Origin of the sequence: Streptomyces sp. R28 (assembly GCF_041052385.1) — a bacterium.
In the GTDB taxonomy this organism is placed as follows: domain Bacteria; phylum Actinomycetota; class Actinomycetes; order Streptomycetales; family Streptomycetaceae; genus Streptomyces.
This window is the reverse complement of sequence record NZ_CP163439.1, coordinates 10,477,259-10,494,075: the sequence shown is the minus strand read 5'-3', so window position 1 is coordinate 10,494,075 and position 16,817 is coordinate 10,477,259. Positions and strand designations below refer to the sequence as shown.

Below are 16,817 nucleotides of genomic sequence, written 5' to 3'. Positions count from 1 at the left end.
ACCATCAACGCGTAACACCGGGGGCCGGCTCGGGTGCAGGGACATCGCGCATGTGGCGGAGCGGGGAGAAGAACACGAACCAGCCGGCCGCCCACGTACCGATGAAGGCCAGCCAGAGTGTGGGCCGCACCCCGATGAGGGTGCCGAGCACCCCGCCGAGGACGCCGCCGAGCGGCAGCGTGCCCCACACGACCCAGCGCACGGCCGCGTTCATCCGGCCCATCAGCTCCGGCGGTGTCACCGACTGCCGGTAGCTGACCTGGGCGATGTTGTAGACCATCATGGAGAAGCCTGTGATGCCCCAGCCCAACGGGAACAGCAGCACCCCCCAGCCTCGCCAGGCAGCCGCCGCGATGAGCTGCGGCGCGCTGAACACCAGTATCGACACCCAGATGATCCGCGCCGAGCCGAACTTCTTGGCGAGCCTGCCGGCGAACAGTCCCCCTGCGATTCCGCCGATGGCCGAGCCCGCCATGACCAGCCCGGTCAGCGCGGGACTCACATGCAGCACGCGGATGAGGAAGACCATCGCCAGCGCCGAGGTCATGCCGGAGAACAGGTTCGCGGTGCCCGAGCACGCCACGACCCTCCGCAATATCTTGTGCCCGGCGACGAATCTCAATCCCTCGGCGATCTGGCTCCGCAACGTCTCGCCCTCGCGCCGCGCGGGCGGCGGCTCCTCGCGCGTCCTGATTCCGGACATCGAGACGACCGAGACCAGGTAGGACATCGCGTCGGCCGTCATCGCCCCCGCGGCGCCGAACGCCGCGACCAGTCCCCCGCCCAGGCTGGGCCCCCCGAGCTGCGCGAACGCCTGGGTGGTCCCCAGCTTGCCGTTGGCGTCCATCCGGAGATCGGCGCGGATCAGCGACGGCACATAACTCTGTACGCGACGTCGAAGAACACCGTGCACACGCCGGCTGCGACAGCGACGACGTAGAGCTGCGCCATCGTCACGGCGCCGAGGGCGGCCGCCAGCGGTACCGAGCCGATGATCAGCAGGCGGAGGATGTTGCAGAGCATCATGATCGAACGTCTGGAGCCGCGGTCCACGAGCGCGCCCGCGGGCAGCGCGATCAGCGCGAACGCTGCCGTGGTGGCGGCGGTCAGCAGCCCGACCTCGAACGGGCTCGCCTTGAGCGCGACGACCGCGACCAGCGGCAAGGCGACCTGGGTGACCGCCGATCCCATCTCACTGACCGTCTGGCCACTCCACAGCAGCATGAAATCCCGCTGACGCCACAGGCTCGGACCAGCGCTCTGCGCCCTGTCGTCCTGTAAGTCCTTCGCCACTTCCGTCACAGCCCCGTCTCCGCTCTCGGATCCACGGCCCGGTCCAGGCCGCTGATCACCAACACGCCGGCACTGTGCGCTCGGTTCTCGCCACGTCCAGCGCGGCGACGTGCAGCCGCTCCCAGCCCGCTATCCGCTTGCGCGGCCTCCCGGTTGGTGTGGCACGCTCACCCTCGACCAGCACAGTGAGAGGCGGCGGCATGCGCATCGGACTGCTCGGCACCGGCCCGTGGGCCCAGATGGCCTACGCTCCCGCCCTGAGCCGGCACGGCGAACTGGACTTCGCAGGAGTGTGGGGCCGCCGTACGGCCGCCGCGAAGGAGTTGGCCGACAGCTACGGCGTGCGCGCCTACGACGATGTGGACGCGCTGCTCGCCGACGTGGACGCCGTTGCCGTCGCCCTGCCGCCGGCCGTCCAGGCCGACCTGGCGGTGCGGGCCGCACGGGCGGGCTGCCATCTGCTGCTGGACAAGCCGCTCGCGTTGACGGTGCGGGAGGGACGGGCGGTCGTCGAGGCTGTCGAGGAGGCCGGTGTGGCCTCGGTCGTGTTCTTCACCGCCCGTTTCCAGTCGGAGACCGGGGCATGGATCACCGAACAGGCGGCCGTGGACGGCTGGTTCACGGGGCGGGCGCAGTGGCTGGGCTCCGTGTTCAGCGGTGACGGCAACCCGTTCGCCGACTCCCCGTGGCGGCGGGAGAAGGGCGCCCTGTGGGACGTGGGTCCCCACGCCCTGTCCGTGCTGCTGCCGGTCCTGGGTGACGCCCGGCGCGTGACGGCCGCCGCGCACGGGCCCGGCGACACCGTCCATCTGGTCCTCGAGCACGTCAGCGGCGCGTCGAGCACGCTCGCCCTGAGCCTCACGGCGCCGCCCGCGGCAGCGGGGGCAGCGGTGGAGCTGCGGGGCGCGGCCGGAGTGACGCTGCTGCCGGAGAGCGCCGACAGCGCGGTGTCCGCCCTGACCCGGGCCGGGGATGCCCTGCTGACCGCCTCCCGCACCGGTCGCGCGCACGCGTGCGACGCGGCGTTCGGTCTGCGGGTCACCGAGATTCTGGTGGCGGCCGAAGCGCTGTTGAACGACGGCGCGTGACGGCGGGGCCAGGCCCTGTCCCCCTCGATGTGCAGCAGGAACTCGGCGACCGGACCGTCCGGCGAGGACAGTGAGACGCGTCTTCGGATCCCGTCGCCGGCCGCCTCCCGGGCCTGTCGGACCTCGTCGTAGTCCCGTGCCGGCAAGGCCGGTTCACGGGCGAACAGATCGCGTACCGCGTCGTACCCCGGACCGGGCGTGAAGCGGCCCGACAGCCAGGGGACTGACAGGCGGCCCGGACCGCAGAAGGCCCGGACCGCCCACCGTGTACTACATCTGCTGCTCCTCGGTTCTACGCCTCGCTATGCCTGGGCCGCCGCTTGGAAGTTGATGCGCTCACTGACCACGGGGAAGCCTGCCTTGGCGAAGTTCGCGGCCATGGGGAAGTTGCCCAGGTCCGTCGCTCCGGTGACGACCTCCGCGCCTTGCTCGACGAGGAAGTGGGTGCACTCCGCGAGGAGGTCGTAGGCGTAGCCGTGGCCGCGCTGTTCCGGGACGACTCCGATGAAGCCGATCGTCGGGTTGGACGGGTTGTGTGCCGGAATGTGGATGCCGGCGAGTTCCCCGTCCGGGGTGTGCGCGAGCTGCCACCACTCCCGTGGGGACGGGCACCAGTGGAAGAAGTCGAGCTCCTCCTGGGCGGCCCGGTCCAGGCCACCCTCCTCGATGGCCCGCAGCGAGTGGGCATCCAAGGTGACGGAGTGGATGCGGCGCAGCGCGTCGAAGAAGACCGCGTCGTCCGGCTCGGCGCTGAAGCGCAGGCGTCCGGGCCGCTCAGGCAGGCCGAGGTCCGGGGTCCAGCGGTACAGGAAGCGTTCCACCAGGAGTTCGTAGCCGGCCGCGCGTGCGGCGGTGAAGCGGGCCTCGGCGGCGGCCTTCAGGTCGGGCTTGTCCCGCCAGCCGCCGGGCAGGTTGATCTCGAGTTCGACCTGCCAGGGGGCGGAGCGCAGGAGTTCGGCACCGGCCGCCTCCTCGCCCTCGGCCACGTCGAACCAGTTGATGTTGATGGGCTCCGAGTCGTCGGGCCCGCCCCACCAGGCGCCGCGAGCGACGACCGTGCCGTCGCGCAGGGCAACTCGCTTCCACTCGGGGCGGAACCGGGTCCGCCGGTGCCCCTCACGGGCGCCGAGCGGGTCGGGGTGTGCATCGAAGAGATGGGCGTCGCTCGCGGAGAGCGCGCGGATGACCGGATCGGTCATGGATTCCTCCGGGATAAAGGCTGCTTGGAGCGCTCCCGGTCAGATCTGACGCGACACGCCGGGGCAACGGAAAAGGGAGCGCTGGAAAGGTGTGAATCGCACGGCACTCGCCTCCTTCCGTCCGTCTCAGGGCGTGAGCCACACAGTACGTGATCTTCATCGGGCCCGTCCACAGGTTTTTCGCGGGCTTTGAGCGGGGCTCCGCCAAGCGCTGGAGGGCGGCTGGAGAGCGCTCTCAGGAGCCAGTGTGACTTAAGCGGGCCTTAGGAGAGGGTTAAGCGAGCGTGGGCATTCCGTGGTGTTTCAAGTTCCCGCAGCTGAGGGGAGTTTGGGCGCGATGCAGACCCATTGGCCGATGCGGGCGTGGTGCGTAGCATCGGGGCCCACCGGCAGCGGCAGCGCCTGGTTCGAGAGCGCTCTCAGAACAACTCTCGGGATGACTCCTGGGATGACTCCCGGACCGGCTGTGCACGTCCCCGCCTCACCCAAGTACCCGCACAAGTACTCCGGGAGACCCCCCACATGACTTCCCGTCATCAGCGCCATCTCGGTCGACGCAGGCTTCTCCTCGCCCTCGGCGGCACGGCGGTGGCCGTCCCCGCCGTCGCCACCGTGGCCCCGTACGCCCTCGCGGGTACGCCCGCGCACGGCGTAGGGCCCTCCGCGGCGGGCCCACTGCCGCTGACGATCGTCAATGACAGCGGCTCCTTCGGCAACGCGAACGTGCACGTCTACATCGTCGGCAACCAGGACGGCAGGCAGGTGCGGGTCACGCCCGACGGCACCCTCGCGCCGATCGCGCTGTCGGACAACGGCGCCGACGGCTTCACCGACTACGCCATCAGCCTGGCCGGCAGCGGCGAGACCCGGCTCTGGCTCCCCTACATGTCCGGGCGGATGTATGTGTCGCTCGGCGAGAAGCTCAAGTTCAAGGCCGTCACGGACGGCAACGGAAACGCCGCGCTGCAGTACCCGGCGGGCTGGGTGGCGTCGGACCCCAACTACCCGGTGCTGCACGACTGCGCCGAGTTCACGTACAACGCCGCCGGCATGTTCTGCAACACCACCATGGTCGACATGTTCAGCGTCCCTCTGAGCATTCGGCTGACCGGCGCCAAGGACCAGACGACGGGCAGACTGCGCGCCGGCGGGCGGGCGACCGCGTTCGGCGCGGTGCGCCAGGTCGAGGAGTTCGCTCGGCTCGTCGTGGACGACAGGCGCGTCATCGCCCCGGGGCACGGTCTGGACGCCGGTCTGTTTCCCAAGGACTACTTCGCCCCGTACATCGACGAGGTGTGGAGCACGTACACCGGGCGGGACCTCACCGTCACCACCAACGCGGGTACGTTCACGGGGCGGGTGCGCGGCGATCGGTTCACCTTCGACGGGCCCGCCCAGGTGTCCTTCGCCAAGCCGTCGACCCGGGACGTGCTGTTCTGCGACGGCAATCTCGCCGCCCCCAACGACGGCACGACCGGCCCCGTCGCCGCCGTACTCGGTGCCGGGTTCAACCGCTCGACGCTGCTCAGCCACCCGGCCCAGCCGACGACCGACGCCGCCACCTTCTACCGGACCGACCTGACCAACCACTACGCCAAGGCGATGCACACGGCCACCGAGGACGGCAAGGCGTACGGTTTCGCCTTCGACGACGTGGCCGACTTCGCCTCGTACATCCAGGACACGGCGCCGACGGGTATCAGGCTGACGCTCACGCCTTTCGAGGGCTGACGCGGCCCGCGAGAGTGCTCGGCCCTCGGGCACGGTCGGTTTCGCTGCGGGAGCGCGGTGCTACCCCGGGTGTCCAGGGGCCGACCGGTGCGCAGCGGGGTCCCGGCGCCTCCGGATGCAGGGTCCGCTCCGGCGTTGAATGGTGATAGCAGACCCGATGACCGCACCGGGCCCGAAGTAGTGATCCGGATCCGAGGAGCAGAGATGATGCCGACGAGCCAGCCCGAAGCGTCCGGGCCGTCCGAGGAGCGCACCACCCCGGACGACCTGCTCCACGCCCGCACCGGCACCGATGTGTCCCCCGAGGACATCGTGCTTGCCTCAGGCAAGGACCTCACCCCGCGCACCCTGGAGTGGGCCAAGCGCAAGCTGGAGGCTGAGGGCCCCTCCGCCCTCGACAAGCTGCTGCCCTAGCCGAGACTGCCGCGATCCGCGCGGGCCACCCCGGGTGTCGGGCCGGCGCCCGGGGCGGCCCTGCCCGCCTGCCGTCCCGCGCTGCGCCGCGCCGTCGGCATACTCACCGGGCGTCGTCCCCGTCCCCGTCCTCCTGAGGACACAGCACCGGCACCCGCTGCACGAGGTTGTTGGCGAAGCCCCCACGGTTCCAGGGCTGGGCCAGTGGCTGGGTGCGGCCTTCGGCGTCGGTGGCCCGTGCGCTCAGCACGTGTGCGCCCGGGGTCGCCGTCCAGCTGTGCCGCCAGCGGCGCCACGCCCAGCGGTGACCGGAGTCCGGCTCCAGCTCGGCCTCCTGCCAGTTGCCGCCCGCGTCCGTGCTGACCTCGACGCGCGTCACCGGGCCACGCCCGGACCAGGCGCGCCCCTCCAGGGTCACCGGGCCGGGCCGGACCACGCGGGAACGGGACATGAAGTCGGGGAAGCCCGGCGGGACGAGCAGGGCGCGGGGGGCGATGCGGGTGACGGGTTCGCCCTCGTCCTCGGGGTGCCGGCGCAGCCGGTAGGCCACGGCCTGCTGGAACCCCGTGAACGGCTCGTCGGTGACGGTCACCGCGCGCAGCCACTTCACGTGTGCCATGCCGTACCAGCCGGGCACGACCAGCCGTAGCGGGCGGCCGTGCTGCGGGGGCAGCGGGGCTCCGTTCATGGCGTACGCCACCAGCACCTCCGGATCGCTGCCCGTGACCACGTCCACGGGCAGGGCGCGCTGGTAGTCCTGCTCGACGCCGCGCTCCACGCCGTGGTCGGCGCCCGTGAAGACCACGTCGACCGCGTCGGCCTCGATTGCGGTCTCGGCGAGCAGCAGGCGCAGCGGTACGCCCGTCCACTCGGCGGTGCCGACCGCCTCGACCAGCCAGGGCTGGCTCACCGGCCGCGGCGAAAGCAGGGCCCGGCCATTGCCCGCGCACTCCAGCGTGACCCGGGTGGTGACCTGCGGGAACGTCCGCAGATCGGCCAGGTCCAGGCGCAGCGGGCGGCGGACGCGGCCGCCGAGGGTCAGGTGCCAGGGCGTGCCGTCGGGGACGTACGGGATGTCGTAGTGGGTCAGGACGTAGTGCAGGCCGGGCGGGGTGAGGTCGTAGCGCAGGGCTTCCAGCGGGAGGCCGTGGTTGCGGGTGGCGAGCGCGAGTTCGTCCCGGCCGATGCCCTCCTCGGGGGCGGCCAGCCTGGCCGGTGCGCTCATGTCGGCGAGTCGATGCCCCATACCCGCATTATCAACCCATACGCGCAGTTCATGTCAGGGCGTCGTGACCGCCCCCGGCAGCCCCGGCGGGGAGCCGGTGCGCTCCGGCATCCGGGAGCCAGGCGGCATAACTTCCGTTCCTCCCTTGTCACTTCACACCGGCAATGGTTTCGGGCTCACCCTTTCGGAAGAGGCCGTGCGGCTGTCAGACTCCTGAAGGTGCCCGACTTCGACATGCTCGTCATCGGATCCGGACCGGGTGGCCAGAAGGCCGCCATCGCCGCGGCCAAGCTGGGCCGCCGGGTCGCCGTCGTCGACCGCCCCGACATGGTCGGCGGCGTCTCCATCCACACCGGGACCATCCCCTCCAAGACCCTGCGCGAGGCGGTGCTGTACCTGACCGGTCTCACTCAGCGCGATCTGTACGGCCAGAGCTACCGGCTCAAGGAGGACATCACCGTCTCCGACCTGACCGCCCGCACCCAGCATGTGGTCGGCCGCGAGGTGGACGTCATCCGCAGCCAGCTCTCCCGCAACCACGTCGCCCTGTACTCCGGGACCGGCCGCTTCGTCGACCCGCACACCGTGGCCCTGCGCGAGGTCACCGGCCACGAACGGCTGCTCACCGCCGAGCGCATCGTCATCGCCACCGGCACCCGGCCCGCGCGGCCCGGCAGTGTGGAGTTCGACGGGCGGACGATCATGGACTCGGACAACGTCCTGGCGCTGGAGCGGGTGCCGCGCTCCATGGTCATCGTCGGTGCCGGTGTCATCGGCATGGAGTACGCCTCGATGTTCGCCGCGCTCGGCAGCAAGGTCACCGTGGTGGAGAAGCGCGCGGGGATGCTCGACATGTGCGACGTCGAGGTGATCGAGTCGCTCAAGTACCACCTGCGGGACCTCGCTGTGACGTTCCGCTTCGGGGAGACCGTCGCCGCCGTGGAGCGGCACGCCCGTGGCACGTTGACCGTCCTGGAGAGCGGCAAGAAGATCCCCGCCGACGCGGTGATGTACTCGGCGGGCCGGCAGGGGCTCACCGACGAGCTGGACCTGGACAAGGCCGGCCTGACCGCGGACCCGCGCGGGCGGATCACGGTCGACGAGCACTACCGCACCGAGGTGCCGCACATCTACGCCGTCGGCGACGTCATCGGCTTCCCGGCGCTGGCCGCCACCTCGATGGAGCAGGGGCGGGCGGCGGCGTACCACGCCTTCGGGGAGCCCGTCGGCCGGATGGACAACCTGCAGCCGATCGGCATCTACACCATCCCGGAGATCAGCTTCGTGGGCCGGACCGAGGACCAGCTCACCGAGGACCGGGTGCCGTTCGAGGTCGGCGTGTCCCGCTACCGGGAGCTGGCCCGCGGGCAGATCATCGGCGACTCGCACGGCATGCTGAAGCTGCTGGTCTCCCCCGAGGACCGCACGCTGCTCGGGGTGCACTGCTTCGGTACGGGGGCGACGGAGCTCATCCACATCGGGCAGTCGGTGATGGGGTGCGGCGGCACCGTCGACTATCTGGTCAACGCGGTGTTCAACTACCCGACGCTCGCGGAGTCGTACAAGGTCGCCGCCCTGGACGCCACGAACCGGCTGCGCCAGATCGACCGGATCGGGGACTGAGCGGCGCGCATCAGATCCCCTGGTCGCCCTCGGGCAGGCGGGCGTCGTCCTCGACCACGTGCATGGCGGCCTCCTCCGCACCGGCCGCTCCGCCGTCGACGCCCTGATCGAAGGCGATCTGCTCCTTCGTGGTGTCGGGGCCCGTTCCCTCGTCCGGGGCGACCAGGCGGCCCGCGCGGTCCGTGCCCGCCTCGGGGTGGACGGGTTCCCCCTCGCCGCCCGGCAGGTCACCGATGTCGTCACCGGCGGGCTCGGCCGCGTCGGGGACTTCCTGGGTGAGGCGTTGGTCGAGGGTCTCGCCCTCGTGCTGTTCGGCGGCCGTGGTGCCGTGCTTGGTGACCCCGAGCGGCCGCTCCGGCGGGGAGTAGCCCTCGTCGAGGGTCTCGTCGTAGGTCCGCTCGTCCACGGCGTCCTGTGGATCGAGCGGTGCGGCGTCCTGCTGTTCCTCGTTGCTGCCGGTGGGCTGGTAGGCGTCGTCCGCCATCGGCTCGGAGGGCGTGTGTTCGGTGTCCATGTCGGCCTCCCTCACTCGCGTGCGTCGGCTGGTTCCGCTTCGTGTCTGTCCTGAACCGCGTTTCCCGTTGCGCGGTCTCCAACCCCGGAAGATCCAGGCGCCCTTGAAGCCTCAATGAGTGGGGCTATCATCACTCGCACACACGGCGTGACCGTACGGCGACGCACCGACGTGCCGTATCCGCCACCCCTTTGTGCCGCCCCTGCCCGGAGGCCATCCCTCAGCGGTTCGTGGCGTTGTACCACCCCACCCCCCATACGCCGTCGGGGCCGGTTCGCCCTCGCGTCGTGCACAACGGAAAGCAGCGCATCCATGAGCAACAGCAGGGGCAGAGGGCTGCAGGCCAATGTCCTCGGTACGTTCGACACGGTGGTGATGGCGGTCGCGGGCAGCGCCCCGGCGTACTCGATCGCCGCGACCACGGCGGTCCTCGTCGGCGCGGTGGGGCTGGCCAGTCCGGCCGCGTTGCTGTACTGCGCGATACCGATGCTGGGCATCGCGCTGGCCTTCAGCTACCTCAGCCGGATCGACGTGAACGCGGGCGCCAGCTATTCGTGGGTCGGGCGTACGCTGCACCCCTTCCTGGGGTTCATCAGCGGCTGGGCGCTGGTGATCTCGACGACCATCTTCATGGTGGCGGGTTCCCTGCCGGCCGGGTCGATGACGCTCGCCCTCTTCGACGGGCAACTCGCCGACGACACCGCTCTGTCGACGCTGGTCGGCGCCGGCTGGTTCTTGCTCATGCTGTGCGTGGTGCTGGGTGGCGCCCGCCTCACCGTCCGGGCACAGCTGGTGATGTCCGGTGTCGAGCTGGCGATACTGGCCCTGTTCGCCGTACTCGCCCTCTTCCACTCGGGAGGCGCCAGGGCGTTCGACTGGTCCTGGCTCGGCTTCGGGCACTTCGACGGGGTGACCGGATTCGCCTCGGGGGCGCTGATCGCCGCGTTCTACTACTGGGGCTGGGACGTCACCAGCAACCTCAGTGAGGAGACCCGCAACAGCCGCCGTACGACGGGCCTCGCGGGGCTCATCGGAGTCGGCATCGTGTTCCTGCTGTTCGAGGTGTTCACCATCGCGGTGAACGTCATTCTCTCCTCGAAGCAGATCCAGGAGAACGACGCCAACGTACTGGCCGTGCTCGGCGAGCAGGTGTGGCCGGGCTGGGGCGGCAAGTTGCTGATCGTGGCGGTGATGCTGTCCACCATCGCCACCCTGGAGACCACGCTCATCCAGGTCACGCGCTCGCTGTTCGCGATGGGCCGGGACCGTACGATGCCGTCCGCGCTGGGCCGTGTGCACCGCCGGTGGAACACGCCGTGGGTGGCGATCACGGTGGTAGGGGTCGTGGCGCTGGCGATGTTCGTCGCCGCCAACTCCCTGGGCACGGTGGGTGACATCCTCGCGGACGCCATCTCGGCCATCGGTCTGCAGATCGCCGTCTACTACGGGCTGACGGGCCTCGCGGCGGTCGTCGCCTACCGCAAGATGCTGCTGAAGTCGGTGGGCAACTTCGTGTTCGGCGGTGTGTGGCCGTTGTTCGGGGCCCTGTTCATGTTCTGGATCTTCGTCGAGTCGCTGGGCGAGCTGAGCACGTCCGCGCTCGCGATCGGCGTCGGCGGTCTCGCGGCCGGGCTGATCCCGATGCTCTGGTACTGGCGGCAGGGCAGCGACTACTACCGGCCGGCCAAGCTGGACGCCGCGCGGACCGTCGAGGCGGACTACGTTCCCGCCGGCGGTGGGGGCCCCAACGCCCTTGTCCACGAGGGTCTTCCCACCGACTTCTGAGGGAGAACCCGATGGCGCGAGCCAGTTCCAGACGCGACTTCACTCCCGACTTCGACCCCGACTGCGGGGACGCCCCTCTCACCTGCGCCCGCCAGGACATCGTCATCGGCCGCTGGCAGGGGCTGCGGGAGCTGCTGCGGGTCACCGGCCCCGACTGGCTGGTGCGGGGCCACCGGATCCGGCTGCTCGCCCAGGCCTGTGCGGGCAGTTCGACGGCGGAGTCGTGGCTGGCCGCCGAGCCGCACAGCGCCGACGCCCTGGTGCTGCGGGCGGCGACGGAGACGGCCCGGGCGTTCCATCTGGCCATCGCCGCGGGCCGGGGCGTGCGGATCGACCAGCAGCGCATCGACACCGCGGTGCTGTCCTGCCTCAGGGCCGCCGACGCGTACCCGGACGATCCGACGCCGTGGATCTCGCTGATCTCCGTCGCCCGGCTGTATCCGTCGGGCCTACGGCGGCAGGAACTGGGACGCTGGTGGGACGAGTTGCATCAGCGCGACCCGTACAGCGTGGAGGGCCATCTCCAGGTCCTGCACTACTACTCCTCACGCTGGCACGGCACCCACGGCCAGATGTACGACTTCGCCCGTGACGCGGCCGGGGTCGCACCGCCCGGCTGCGCGCTGCCGGTGCTCGTGCAGTACGCCCGGGTCGAGGAGTTCCGCTACGCCCTGGACGCGGCCAAGGGGCAGCATGCCTCCGTGGGGCTCGGACAGCACTGGAGTCACGACGGCGCGGTCAGTGACGTACGCCGGACCTGGGAACGCTGGATCATGGGCCGCACCGACAACAGCGTGCCCCCCGGGGAGCTGCGCGACCTCAACTACCTTGCCCACGCGGCGTGTTACGCGGGGGCCCACGACATCGCCGCGCCTCTGTTCCGGATGCTGGGGCGCCGGGCCACGCGGGCCCCGTGGGTGTACCTCGGCGATCCGGAGAAGCAGTTCGTGAGATGGCGGGGGGAGATGGCGCTGCGCGGGTGACCGGGTCGCGGCAAGCCGGCTCGGCCCCGTCTCAGGCGATCCGGCCTCATCTCAAGGCGATTCGGCGCGCGGGCCGGTCGTCCACCTCTCCTCGATCCGGCCGATCCGCCACACCAGGAGGGCGACGATCCAGGTCGCGGCGAACAGGCCTACGACGACGAAGCCGGCCGCGTTGAGGTCGAGTCCGGTGATCCAGGTCCAGAACGGGCCGTGCAGGGCGAGGCGGTCGGCGAGGAGGGCGAGGAGCTCGACCGTGCCGATGAGCAGGGCGACCGCGACGGACAGGCCGGTGACGGTGAGGTTGTAGTAGACCTTGCGGACCGGCTGGGAGAACGCCCAGCCGTAGGCGAAGTTCATGAAGGTGCCGTCGATCGTGTCCAGCAGCGACATGCCGGCGGCGAAGAGGACGGGCAGGCAGACAATCGCGTACCAGGGCAGTCCGGATGCGGCGCCCGAGCCGGCCAGGACAAGGAGGGCGACTTCGGTCGCCGTGTCGAAGCCGAGGCCGAAGAGCAGGCCGAGCGGGTACATGTGCCAGGACTTGGTGACCGACCTCGTGACCCGGCCGAGGAGCCGGTTCATGAAGCCGCGCTTGTTCAGCTGTTCTTCCAGGGCCGCCTCGTCGTAGCGGCCCGAGCGCATCCGGCGGAACACCTTCCAGATGCCGGCGAGGGCGACCAGGTTGATCGCCGCGATCAGATAGAGGAAGGCCCCGGAGACCGTCGTACCGATCACGCCGGTGATGTCGTGGAGGCGGGAGTCGTCGTCGCGGACCGGGCCGGCCAGGTTCCTCACGCCGAGGGAGAGCAGGAGCGCCAGGGCCAGGACGACGCTGGAGTGGCCGAGCGAGAACCAGAAGCCGACCGACAGCGGCCGCTGCCCCTCCCCCATCAGCTTGCGGGTGGTGTTGTCGATCGCCGCGATGTGGTCGGCGTCGAAGGCGTGCCGCATGCCCAGCGTGTACGCGGTGACGCCGATGCCGATACCGAAGGACTGCCCGCCGGCGCTGTAGTGCTCGGGCGCCACGACGGCGACGAGGGTGAACCAGCCGATGACGTGCAGGGCCAGCACGAACGCGGCCATGGCGCCGACCCTGCTCCACTCCTGCCGCGTCATGGAGCTACGGACGCGGTGCCAGGCCGTGCGCTGCGCGGGGGCCGTGGCGGGGAGGGTGGGAGTGGAGTCAGGGGCAGCCGTCATCGGGGAGGGAGTGACCTTCTTGTGGGCGGGCGGCTGCGATGTACAGCCTGTGGCCATCCTCCAGTACTTGCAAGCCATGTGCAGTAAAGGCCGTGGCAGTTCTTGGCCATGGGAGCCAAAGCGCTTGGCCATGGAGAGGGAAAGCGGGGAGGGAAGGGGAGTGGGAGGGGAGTGGGAGGGGAGTGGGAGCGAGAACGCGGAAGGAGGGCGGACGGCTCGTCAGGGGGTGGCGTTCGGGCCGTCCGGACGGCTGCGGCGCTGCTCCACGATCTCGCGGCTCAGCTCCTCGGTCTCGGACTCGGGCAGCCGCTCGAAGCCGTCCTCCGTGATCACCGAAACGATGGGGAAGATCCGGCGGTTGATGTCCGGTCCGCCGGTCGCGGAGTCGTCGTCCGCGGCGTCGTACAGCGCCTGCAGCGCTGTCAGGGCCGCCTCGCGCCGGGACATCCCCGGACGGTACAGCTTCTTCAGAGCGCCACGGGCGTACGGCGATCCGGAGCCCTCGGCGTGGAAGTCGTACTTCTCGTACGGTCCGCCGACCACCTCGAAGTCGAAGATGCGCCCTCGCGCGCCCTCGGGGGCCCCGAAGTCGTAGCCGACGAGGAGCGGGACGACGGCGAGACCCTGCATGGCCTGGCCGAGGTTCTGGCGGATCATGCCGGCGAGGCGGGTCGCCTTCGCCTTGAGGGTCATCGGGATGCCCTCGATCTTCTCGAAGTGCTTCAACTCGACCTGGTAGAGCTTCACCATGTCCAGCGCGAGCCCGACGGTGCCGGCGAAGGCGACCGCGGTGTAGTCGTCAGCGGGGTGGACCTTCTCCAGGTCCCGCTGGGCGATGAGGTTGCCCATGGTGGCCCTGCGGTCGCCGGCGATCAGCACGCCGTCGCGGTAGGTGAGGGCCAGCACCGTGGTGCCGTGCGGGAAGCGGTCGGGTGCGGCACGGACGCCGTCGGGCAAGGGGCGGCGCGTGGGCAGCAGGGCCGGACGGTGGGCCGCCATGAACTCGGTGAAGGACGAGGTCCCCGGAGTGAAGAACTCCTCCCCCAACCGCCCTTCGTGCTCACTGCTCGCCATCGCGCTCCCCCTCCTCCGTGCGGACCGACAACCGGACTCCTACCTGAACCGGCCGCCCGGGAAACGCCTTTGGCGCTCACAGTGCCCTGCGCCGAACGAGCACCCCGAGCACCACCAGCCCCGGAATCAGCGGTAGCCACACCGTCAGCAGACGGTATCCGAGCACCGCGGAGGCGGCCGCCGCGGCCGGGGCGCCGACGGCGGTGAGCGCGAAGGCGAGCGCGGCGTCGAGGGAACCGAGGCCACCGGGTGTGGGCAGCAGGGCGGCCACGGTGCCGGCGGCGAGGTAGAGCAGCGCCACCCGGGCCGGCGGAATGGGCAGGGCGACCGCCCGGGTGACGGCGATCAGCACGACGCAGTGCAGCGTCACGAAGGCCAGCGAGCCGCCCCACAGGGCCGCCGCCCTCGCCGGCAGGGCGTGGACGGCCGCGATGTACGCCCGTACGCCCGCCAGAGCCCGTCGGCACCGGGCTCGCAGCGGACCGGCCGACAGGGCGACCGCGACAGCGGCCGCAGCGCATACGGCGACCATGAGGCCCCCGCTGACGGGCGGGATGTGCGGCACGCCGGGGAAGGCCGCGACGAGTACGGCGATCAGGGCGCCGCGCACGATCGCGCCGGCCGTGCCCTTGACCGCGAGCGCCGTGGCGGCAGCAGCGATCGGCAGGTCGCAGCGCATGAGGAAGCGCAGGTTCACCGCGCCCGCCCCGAGACCGGCGGGCAGCACCTGGTTGGCGGCCGAGGCGGCGAACTGCTCCGCCACGAGCCGCCCGGGCGGCAGTCGTCGGGGCACCGCCCCCTGCAGGGCGAGCGCCGCGCACGGCCACGTCGCCAGGGTGGCCGTGGCGGCCACCATCAGCCAGCCCGGGTCGGCGCCGGCGAGGCGGACCGCGCCGGTCTGCAGTACCGGCCAGTGGCGGCCGGCCAGACAGGCAACGGCCGCCAGGACGGCGAGGGTGAGGGCGGTGTGCCAGTAGGTGCGTCTGCGCCGGGGTGCCCGGAGGATCTGCTCCGGCGTCACGCCGGCCGGCCCGCGCCCGGCGCCGGGGCGATGCGGACTTCCAGGCCGTCGAGGCGGTGGAGCTCCCAGTCACGGGCGTACCGGGGCGGTTTGCCGCCGGGGGTGGTGAGGGTGGCGACCGGGATGCTGTGGGAGGTCCGCAGGATGTCGGCCAAGGTGGTGTTGGCGTTGTGGCCGTCGATCGCGCCGGAGGAGCAGCCCGTGTAGTAGCCGACGGGAATGGCCTCGTGCCCGGTGAGCAGACAGGGCGGGCGTACGCCGAGGCGGTGGAGTTCGGCGGCGGAGCGGGTCCAGGTCTGGCGGTTGGCGGTCGAGCGGTCCACGGCGCGGTCCAGGACGACGTACTGCACGGCCAGATGTCCGGCCAGCCCGAGCGCGGTCACCGCGGCGGCGACCGGGCGCCACCGGCCGTACGGCGTGGTGACGAGGTGGAGCAGGGCGTCCGCGACGGGGATGGCGAGGAGCGCGTAGGCGGGCAGGAGGAAGCGGGGGGCCGCGTATCCGATGAGGAACAGGTAGGGGAAGGCGGCCGTCGCGGCGCAGACCAGCGGGACCAGGGTGCGGGTGGTGCGTACGCCTCGCAGCGCGACCACCAGGCCGCAGACGGCGAGCAGGGGCAGGACGAACCACCAGGCGTAGACGACCGGGTGGGGCATCTCGCCGTTGCAGGGCCGGCACAGGCCGCTTCCGGCCAGGCTGCGCAGCTGGTCGTCGACGGCGAAGTTCCAGCCGAGGTTGCCCTGGATACGGGAGGCCTCGTTCAGCCGTTCGCGCAGGCCTCCGAAGCTGAGGTACGCCTCGATCACCCACTGGACGCCACCGGCCAGCAGGCCCGCCACGAGGGCGGCCCCGAGTCGCCAGTGCTGTACCACCAGCGCGCCGACGAGCAGCGGCACAGTGATCCACACGGCGTCGGTGGGCCGCATCCACGCCATCAGCGCGGCACCGGCCAGGACGCCCCACAGGGCCCGTCGGTCGAGGCGGTACAGGCGGTCCGCGCGGGCCCGCAGGAAGCAGCCGACGCAGAGCAGGGCACCGAACGCGACCCAGAGGTTGGGCATGGCCTGCGGGCCGTAGAAGAGGGTCACCCACAGGGTGGCGAAGACGGCGCCCGCGCCGGCCAGGACGCGGGCCGGGAACAGTCCGCGCCAGGCGCTCAGGGCGAGATACAGGCCGAGTCCGGACAGGACGGCGAGAAAGACCCGTAGCAGTGTCGTGGACGACGACCAGGAGGCGATGGGCCACACCAGCAGCGAGACACCACGCGCGCGTGGTGCACTGAAGAAGGCTGCCGGTGTCTCGCTGCCGACCTGGCTGACGTACACCACCTCGTCCCAGCCGAGGCCCATCGAGGGCCGCACGAGGAGGAGTTGGGCGAGGGTGAAGGCGCCCGCCGCCGCCGCGAGCAGTGCGCGCCCGCCCGCCTGCCACGGCCTGCCGGCCACGAGCGCGTCGTCGCGCCGCCCCATACTCACGAGCATGGGCTTCGTGCCGTAGGCCATCGTCCGCCCCTCCTCCCTACGCGTCGTAGGGTTTCTGAAGCCCCGCAGCCAGGCGAGTTGGGCAGCGGAGGAGTCGAGGAAACACCAAAAACACGAACAAACTAACCCGCAACGAACAGGCATGCAGCGCGATCTTCGGCCATGTGCGTGGCGCGAACCGGCCGT

Annotated in this window: 15 protein-coding genes and 1 pseudogene; 6 read left to right on the top strand and 10 right to left on the bottom strand. The window is 71.1% G+C overall.

Going from position 1 to position 16,817, the window contains the following annotated elements; all coding sequences use genetic code 11:
- Positions 1-4 precede the first annotated feature (4 nt).
- Both AB5J49_RS45800 and AB5J49_RS45795 read right to left on the bottom strand, forming a co-directional pair.
- Positions 5-877 carry an MFS transporter gene (locus AB5J49_RS45800; protein WP_369174780.1) on the bottom strand — a complete coding sequence of 291 codons (873 nt, stop codon included), beginning with the start codon at positions 875-877 and terminating at the stop codon, positions 5-7.
- Complete coding sequence (locus tag AB5J49_RS45795; RefSeq protein WP_369174779.1) at positions 865-1,302, bottom strand: MFS transporter; 438 nt, start codon at positions 1,300-1,302, stop codon at positions 865-867. The genes AB5J49_RS45800 and AB5J49_RS45795 overlap by 13 nt, the downstream gene beginning before the upstream one ends.
- Before the next feature lie 191 nt (positions 1,303-1,493).
- Here AB5J49_RS45795 and AB5J49_RS45790 point away from each other — a divergent pair, with 191 nt between their 5' ends.
- Positions 1,494-2,381: a Gfo/Idh/MocA family protein gene (locus AB5J49_RS45790; RefSeq protein WP_369174778.1), complete on the top strand. Its 888-nt coding sequence runs from the start codon at positions 1,494-1,496 to the stop codon at positions 2,379-2,381.
- A 2-nt stretch (positions 2,382-2,383) separates the two neighbouring features.
- On the opposite strand, the pseudogene AB5J49_RS45785 reads toward AB5J49_RS45790, so the two are convergent.
- Together AB5J49_RS45785 and AB5J49_RS45780 are read right to left on the bottom strand one after the other, a co-directional pair.
- Positions 2,384-2,602, bottom strand: a pseudogene (locus AB5J49_RS45785) (hypothetical protein); the annotation flags it as partial.
- Positions 2,603-2,683: 81 nt separating this feature from the next.
- Entirely contained in the window at positions 2,684-3,580 is an 897-nt protein-coding gene (locus AB5J49_RS45780; protein WP_369174777.1) for a GNAT family N-acetyltransferase, read from the bottom strand.
- A gap of 522 nt (positions 3,581-4,102) precedes the next feature.
- Between AB5J49_RS45780 and AB5J49_RS45775 the strand changes: the two genes are divergently transcribed.
- Together AB5J49_RS45775 and AB5J49_RS45770 are read left to right on the top strand one after the other, a co-directional pair.
- Positions 4,103-5,311: a glycoside hydrolase family 64 protein gene (locus tag AB5J49_RS45775; RefSeq protein ID WP_369174776.1), complete on the top strand. Its 1,209-nt coding sequence runs from the start codon at positions 4,103-4,105 to the stop codon at positions 5,309-5,311.
- 207 nt (positions 5,312-5,518) lie between these two features.
- Positions 5,519-5,725 (top strand): hypothetical protein, encoded by a 207-nt coding sequence (locus AB5J49_RS45770; protein WP_369175477.1) that lies wholly within the window; start codon positions 5,519-5,521, stop codon positions 5,723-5,725.
- Between the two features lie 103 nt (positions 5,726-5,828).
- On the opposite strand, the gene AB5J49_RS45765 is transcribed toward AB5J49_RS45770, so the two are convergent.
- Positions 5,829-6,971, bottom strand: coding sequence for a sulfite oxidase (locus AB5J49_RS45765; protein ID WP_369174775.1), 1,143 nt, complete (start codon positions 6,969-6,971; stop codon positions 5,829-5,831).
- 198 nt (positions 6,972-7,169) lie between these two features.
- Between AB5J49_RS45765 and sthA the strand changes: the two genes are divergently transcribed.
- Positions 7,170-8,573 carry a Si-specific NAD(P)(+) transhydrogenase gene (gene sthA, locus AB5J49_RS45760; protein ID WP_369174774.1) on the top strand — a complete coding sequence of 468 codons (1,404 nt, stop codon included), beginning with the start codon at positions 7,170-7,172 and terminating at the stop codon, positions 8,571-8,573.
- A 10-nt stretch (positions 8,574-8,583) separates the two neighbouring features.
- Here sthA and AB5J49_RS45755 read toward each other — a convergent pair whose 3' ends face one another.
- Positions 8,584-9,087 carry a DUF5709 domain-containing protein gene (locus AB5J49_RS45755; RefSeq protein ID WP_369174773.1) on the bottom strand — a complete coding sequence of 168 codons (504 nt, stop codon included), beginning with the start codon at positions 9,085-9,087 and terminating at the stop codon, positions 8,584-8,586.
- Positions 9,088-9,399: 312 nt separating this feature from the next.
- On the opposite strand from AB5J49_RS45755, the gene AB5J49_RS45750 reads away from it, so the two are divergent.
- Together AB5J49_RS45750 and AB5J49_RS45745 are read left to right on the top strand one after the other, a co-directional pair.
- Positions 9,400-10,872 (top strand): APC family permease, encoded by a 1,473-nt coding sequence (locus AB5J49_RS45750; RefSeq protein ID WP_369174772.1) that lies wholly within the window; start codon positions 9,400-9,402, stop codon positions 10,870-10,872.
- Positions 10,873-10,883: 11 nt separating this feature from the next.
- Positions 10,884-11,855, top strand: coding sequence for a hypothetical protein (locus AB5J49_RS45745; protein WP_369174771.1), 972 nt, complete (start codon positions 10,884-10,886; stop codon positions 11,853-11,855).
- 51 nt (positions 11,856-11,906) lie between these two features.
- On the opposite strand, the gene AB5J49_RS45740 is transcribed toward AB5J49_RS45745, so the two are convergent.
- From AB5J49_RS45740 to AB5J49_RS45725, 4 genes are all read right to left on the bottom strand, one after another.
- On the bottom strand, positions 11,907-13,055 hold the full coding sequence (locus tag AB5J49_RS45740) for a HoxN/HupN/NixA family nickel/cobalt transporter (RefSeq protein WP_369174770.1): 1,149 nt from the start codon (positions 13,053-13,055) through the stop codon (positions 11,907-11,909).
- A gap of 219 nt (positions 13,056-13,274) precedes the next feature.
- Positions 13,275-14,129 (bottom strand): proteasome subunit beta, encoded by an 855-nt coding sequence (gene prcB / locus AB5J49_RS45735; protein ID WP_369174769.1) that lies wholly within the window; start codon positions 14,127-14,129, stop codon positions 13,275-13,277.
- 76 nt (positions 14,130-14,205) lie between these two features.
- Positions 14,206-15,150, bottom strand: a complete 945-nt coding sequence (locus AB5J49_RS45730) for a YbhN family protein (RefSeq protein WP_369174768.1) — start codon at positions 15,148-15,150, stop codon at positions 14,206-14,208.
- Positions 15,147-16,652 (bottom strand): hypothetical protein, encoded by a 1,506-nt coding sequence (locus AB5J49_RS45725; RefSeq protein ID WP_369174767.1) that lies wholly within the window; start codon positions 16,650-16,652, stop codon positions 15,147-15,149. The genes AB5J49_RS45730 and AB5J49_RS45725 overlap by 4 nt, the downstream gene beginning before the upstream one ends.
- Between the last annotated feature and the right edge of the window lie 165 nt (positions 16,653-16,817).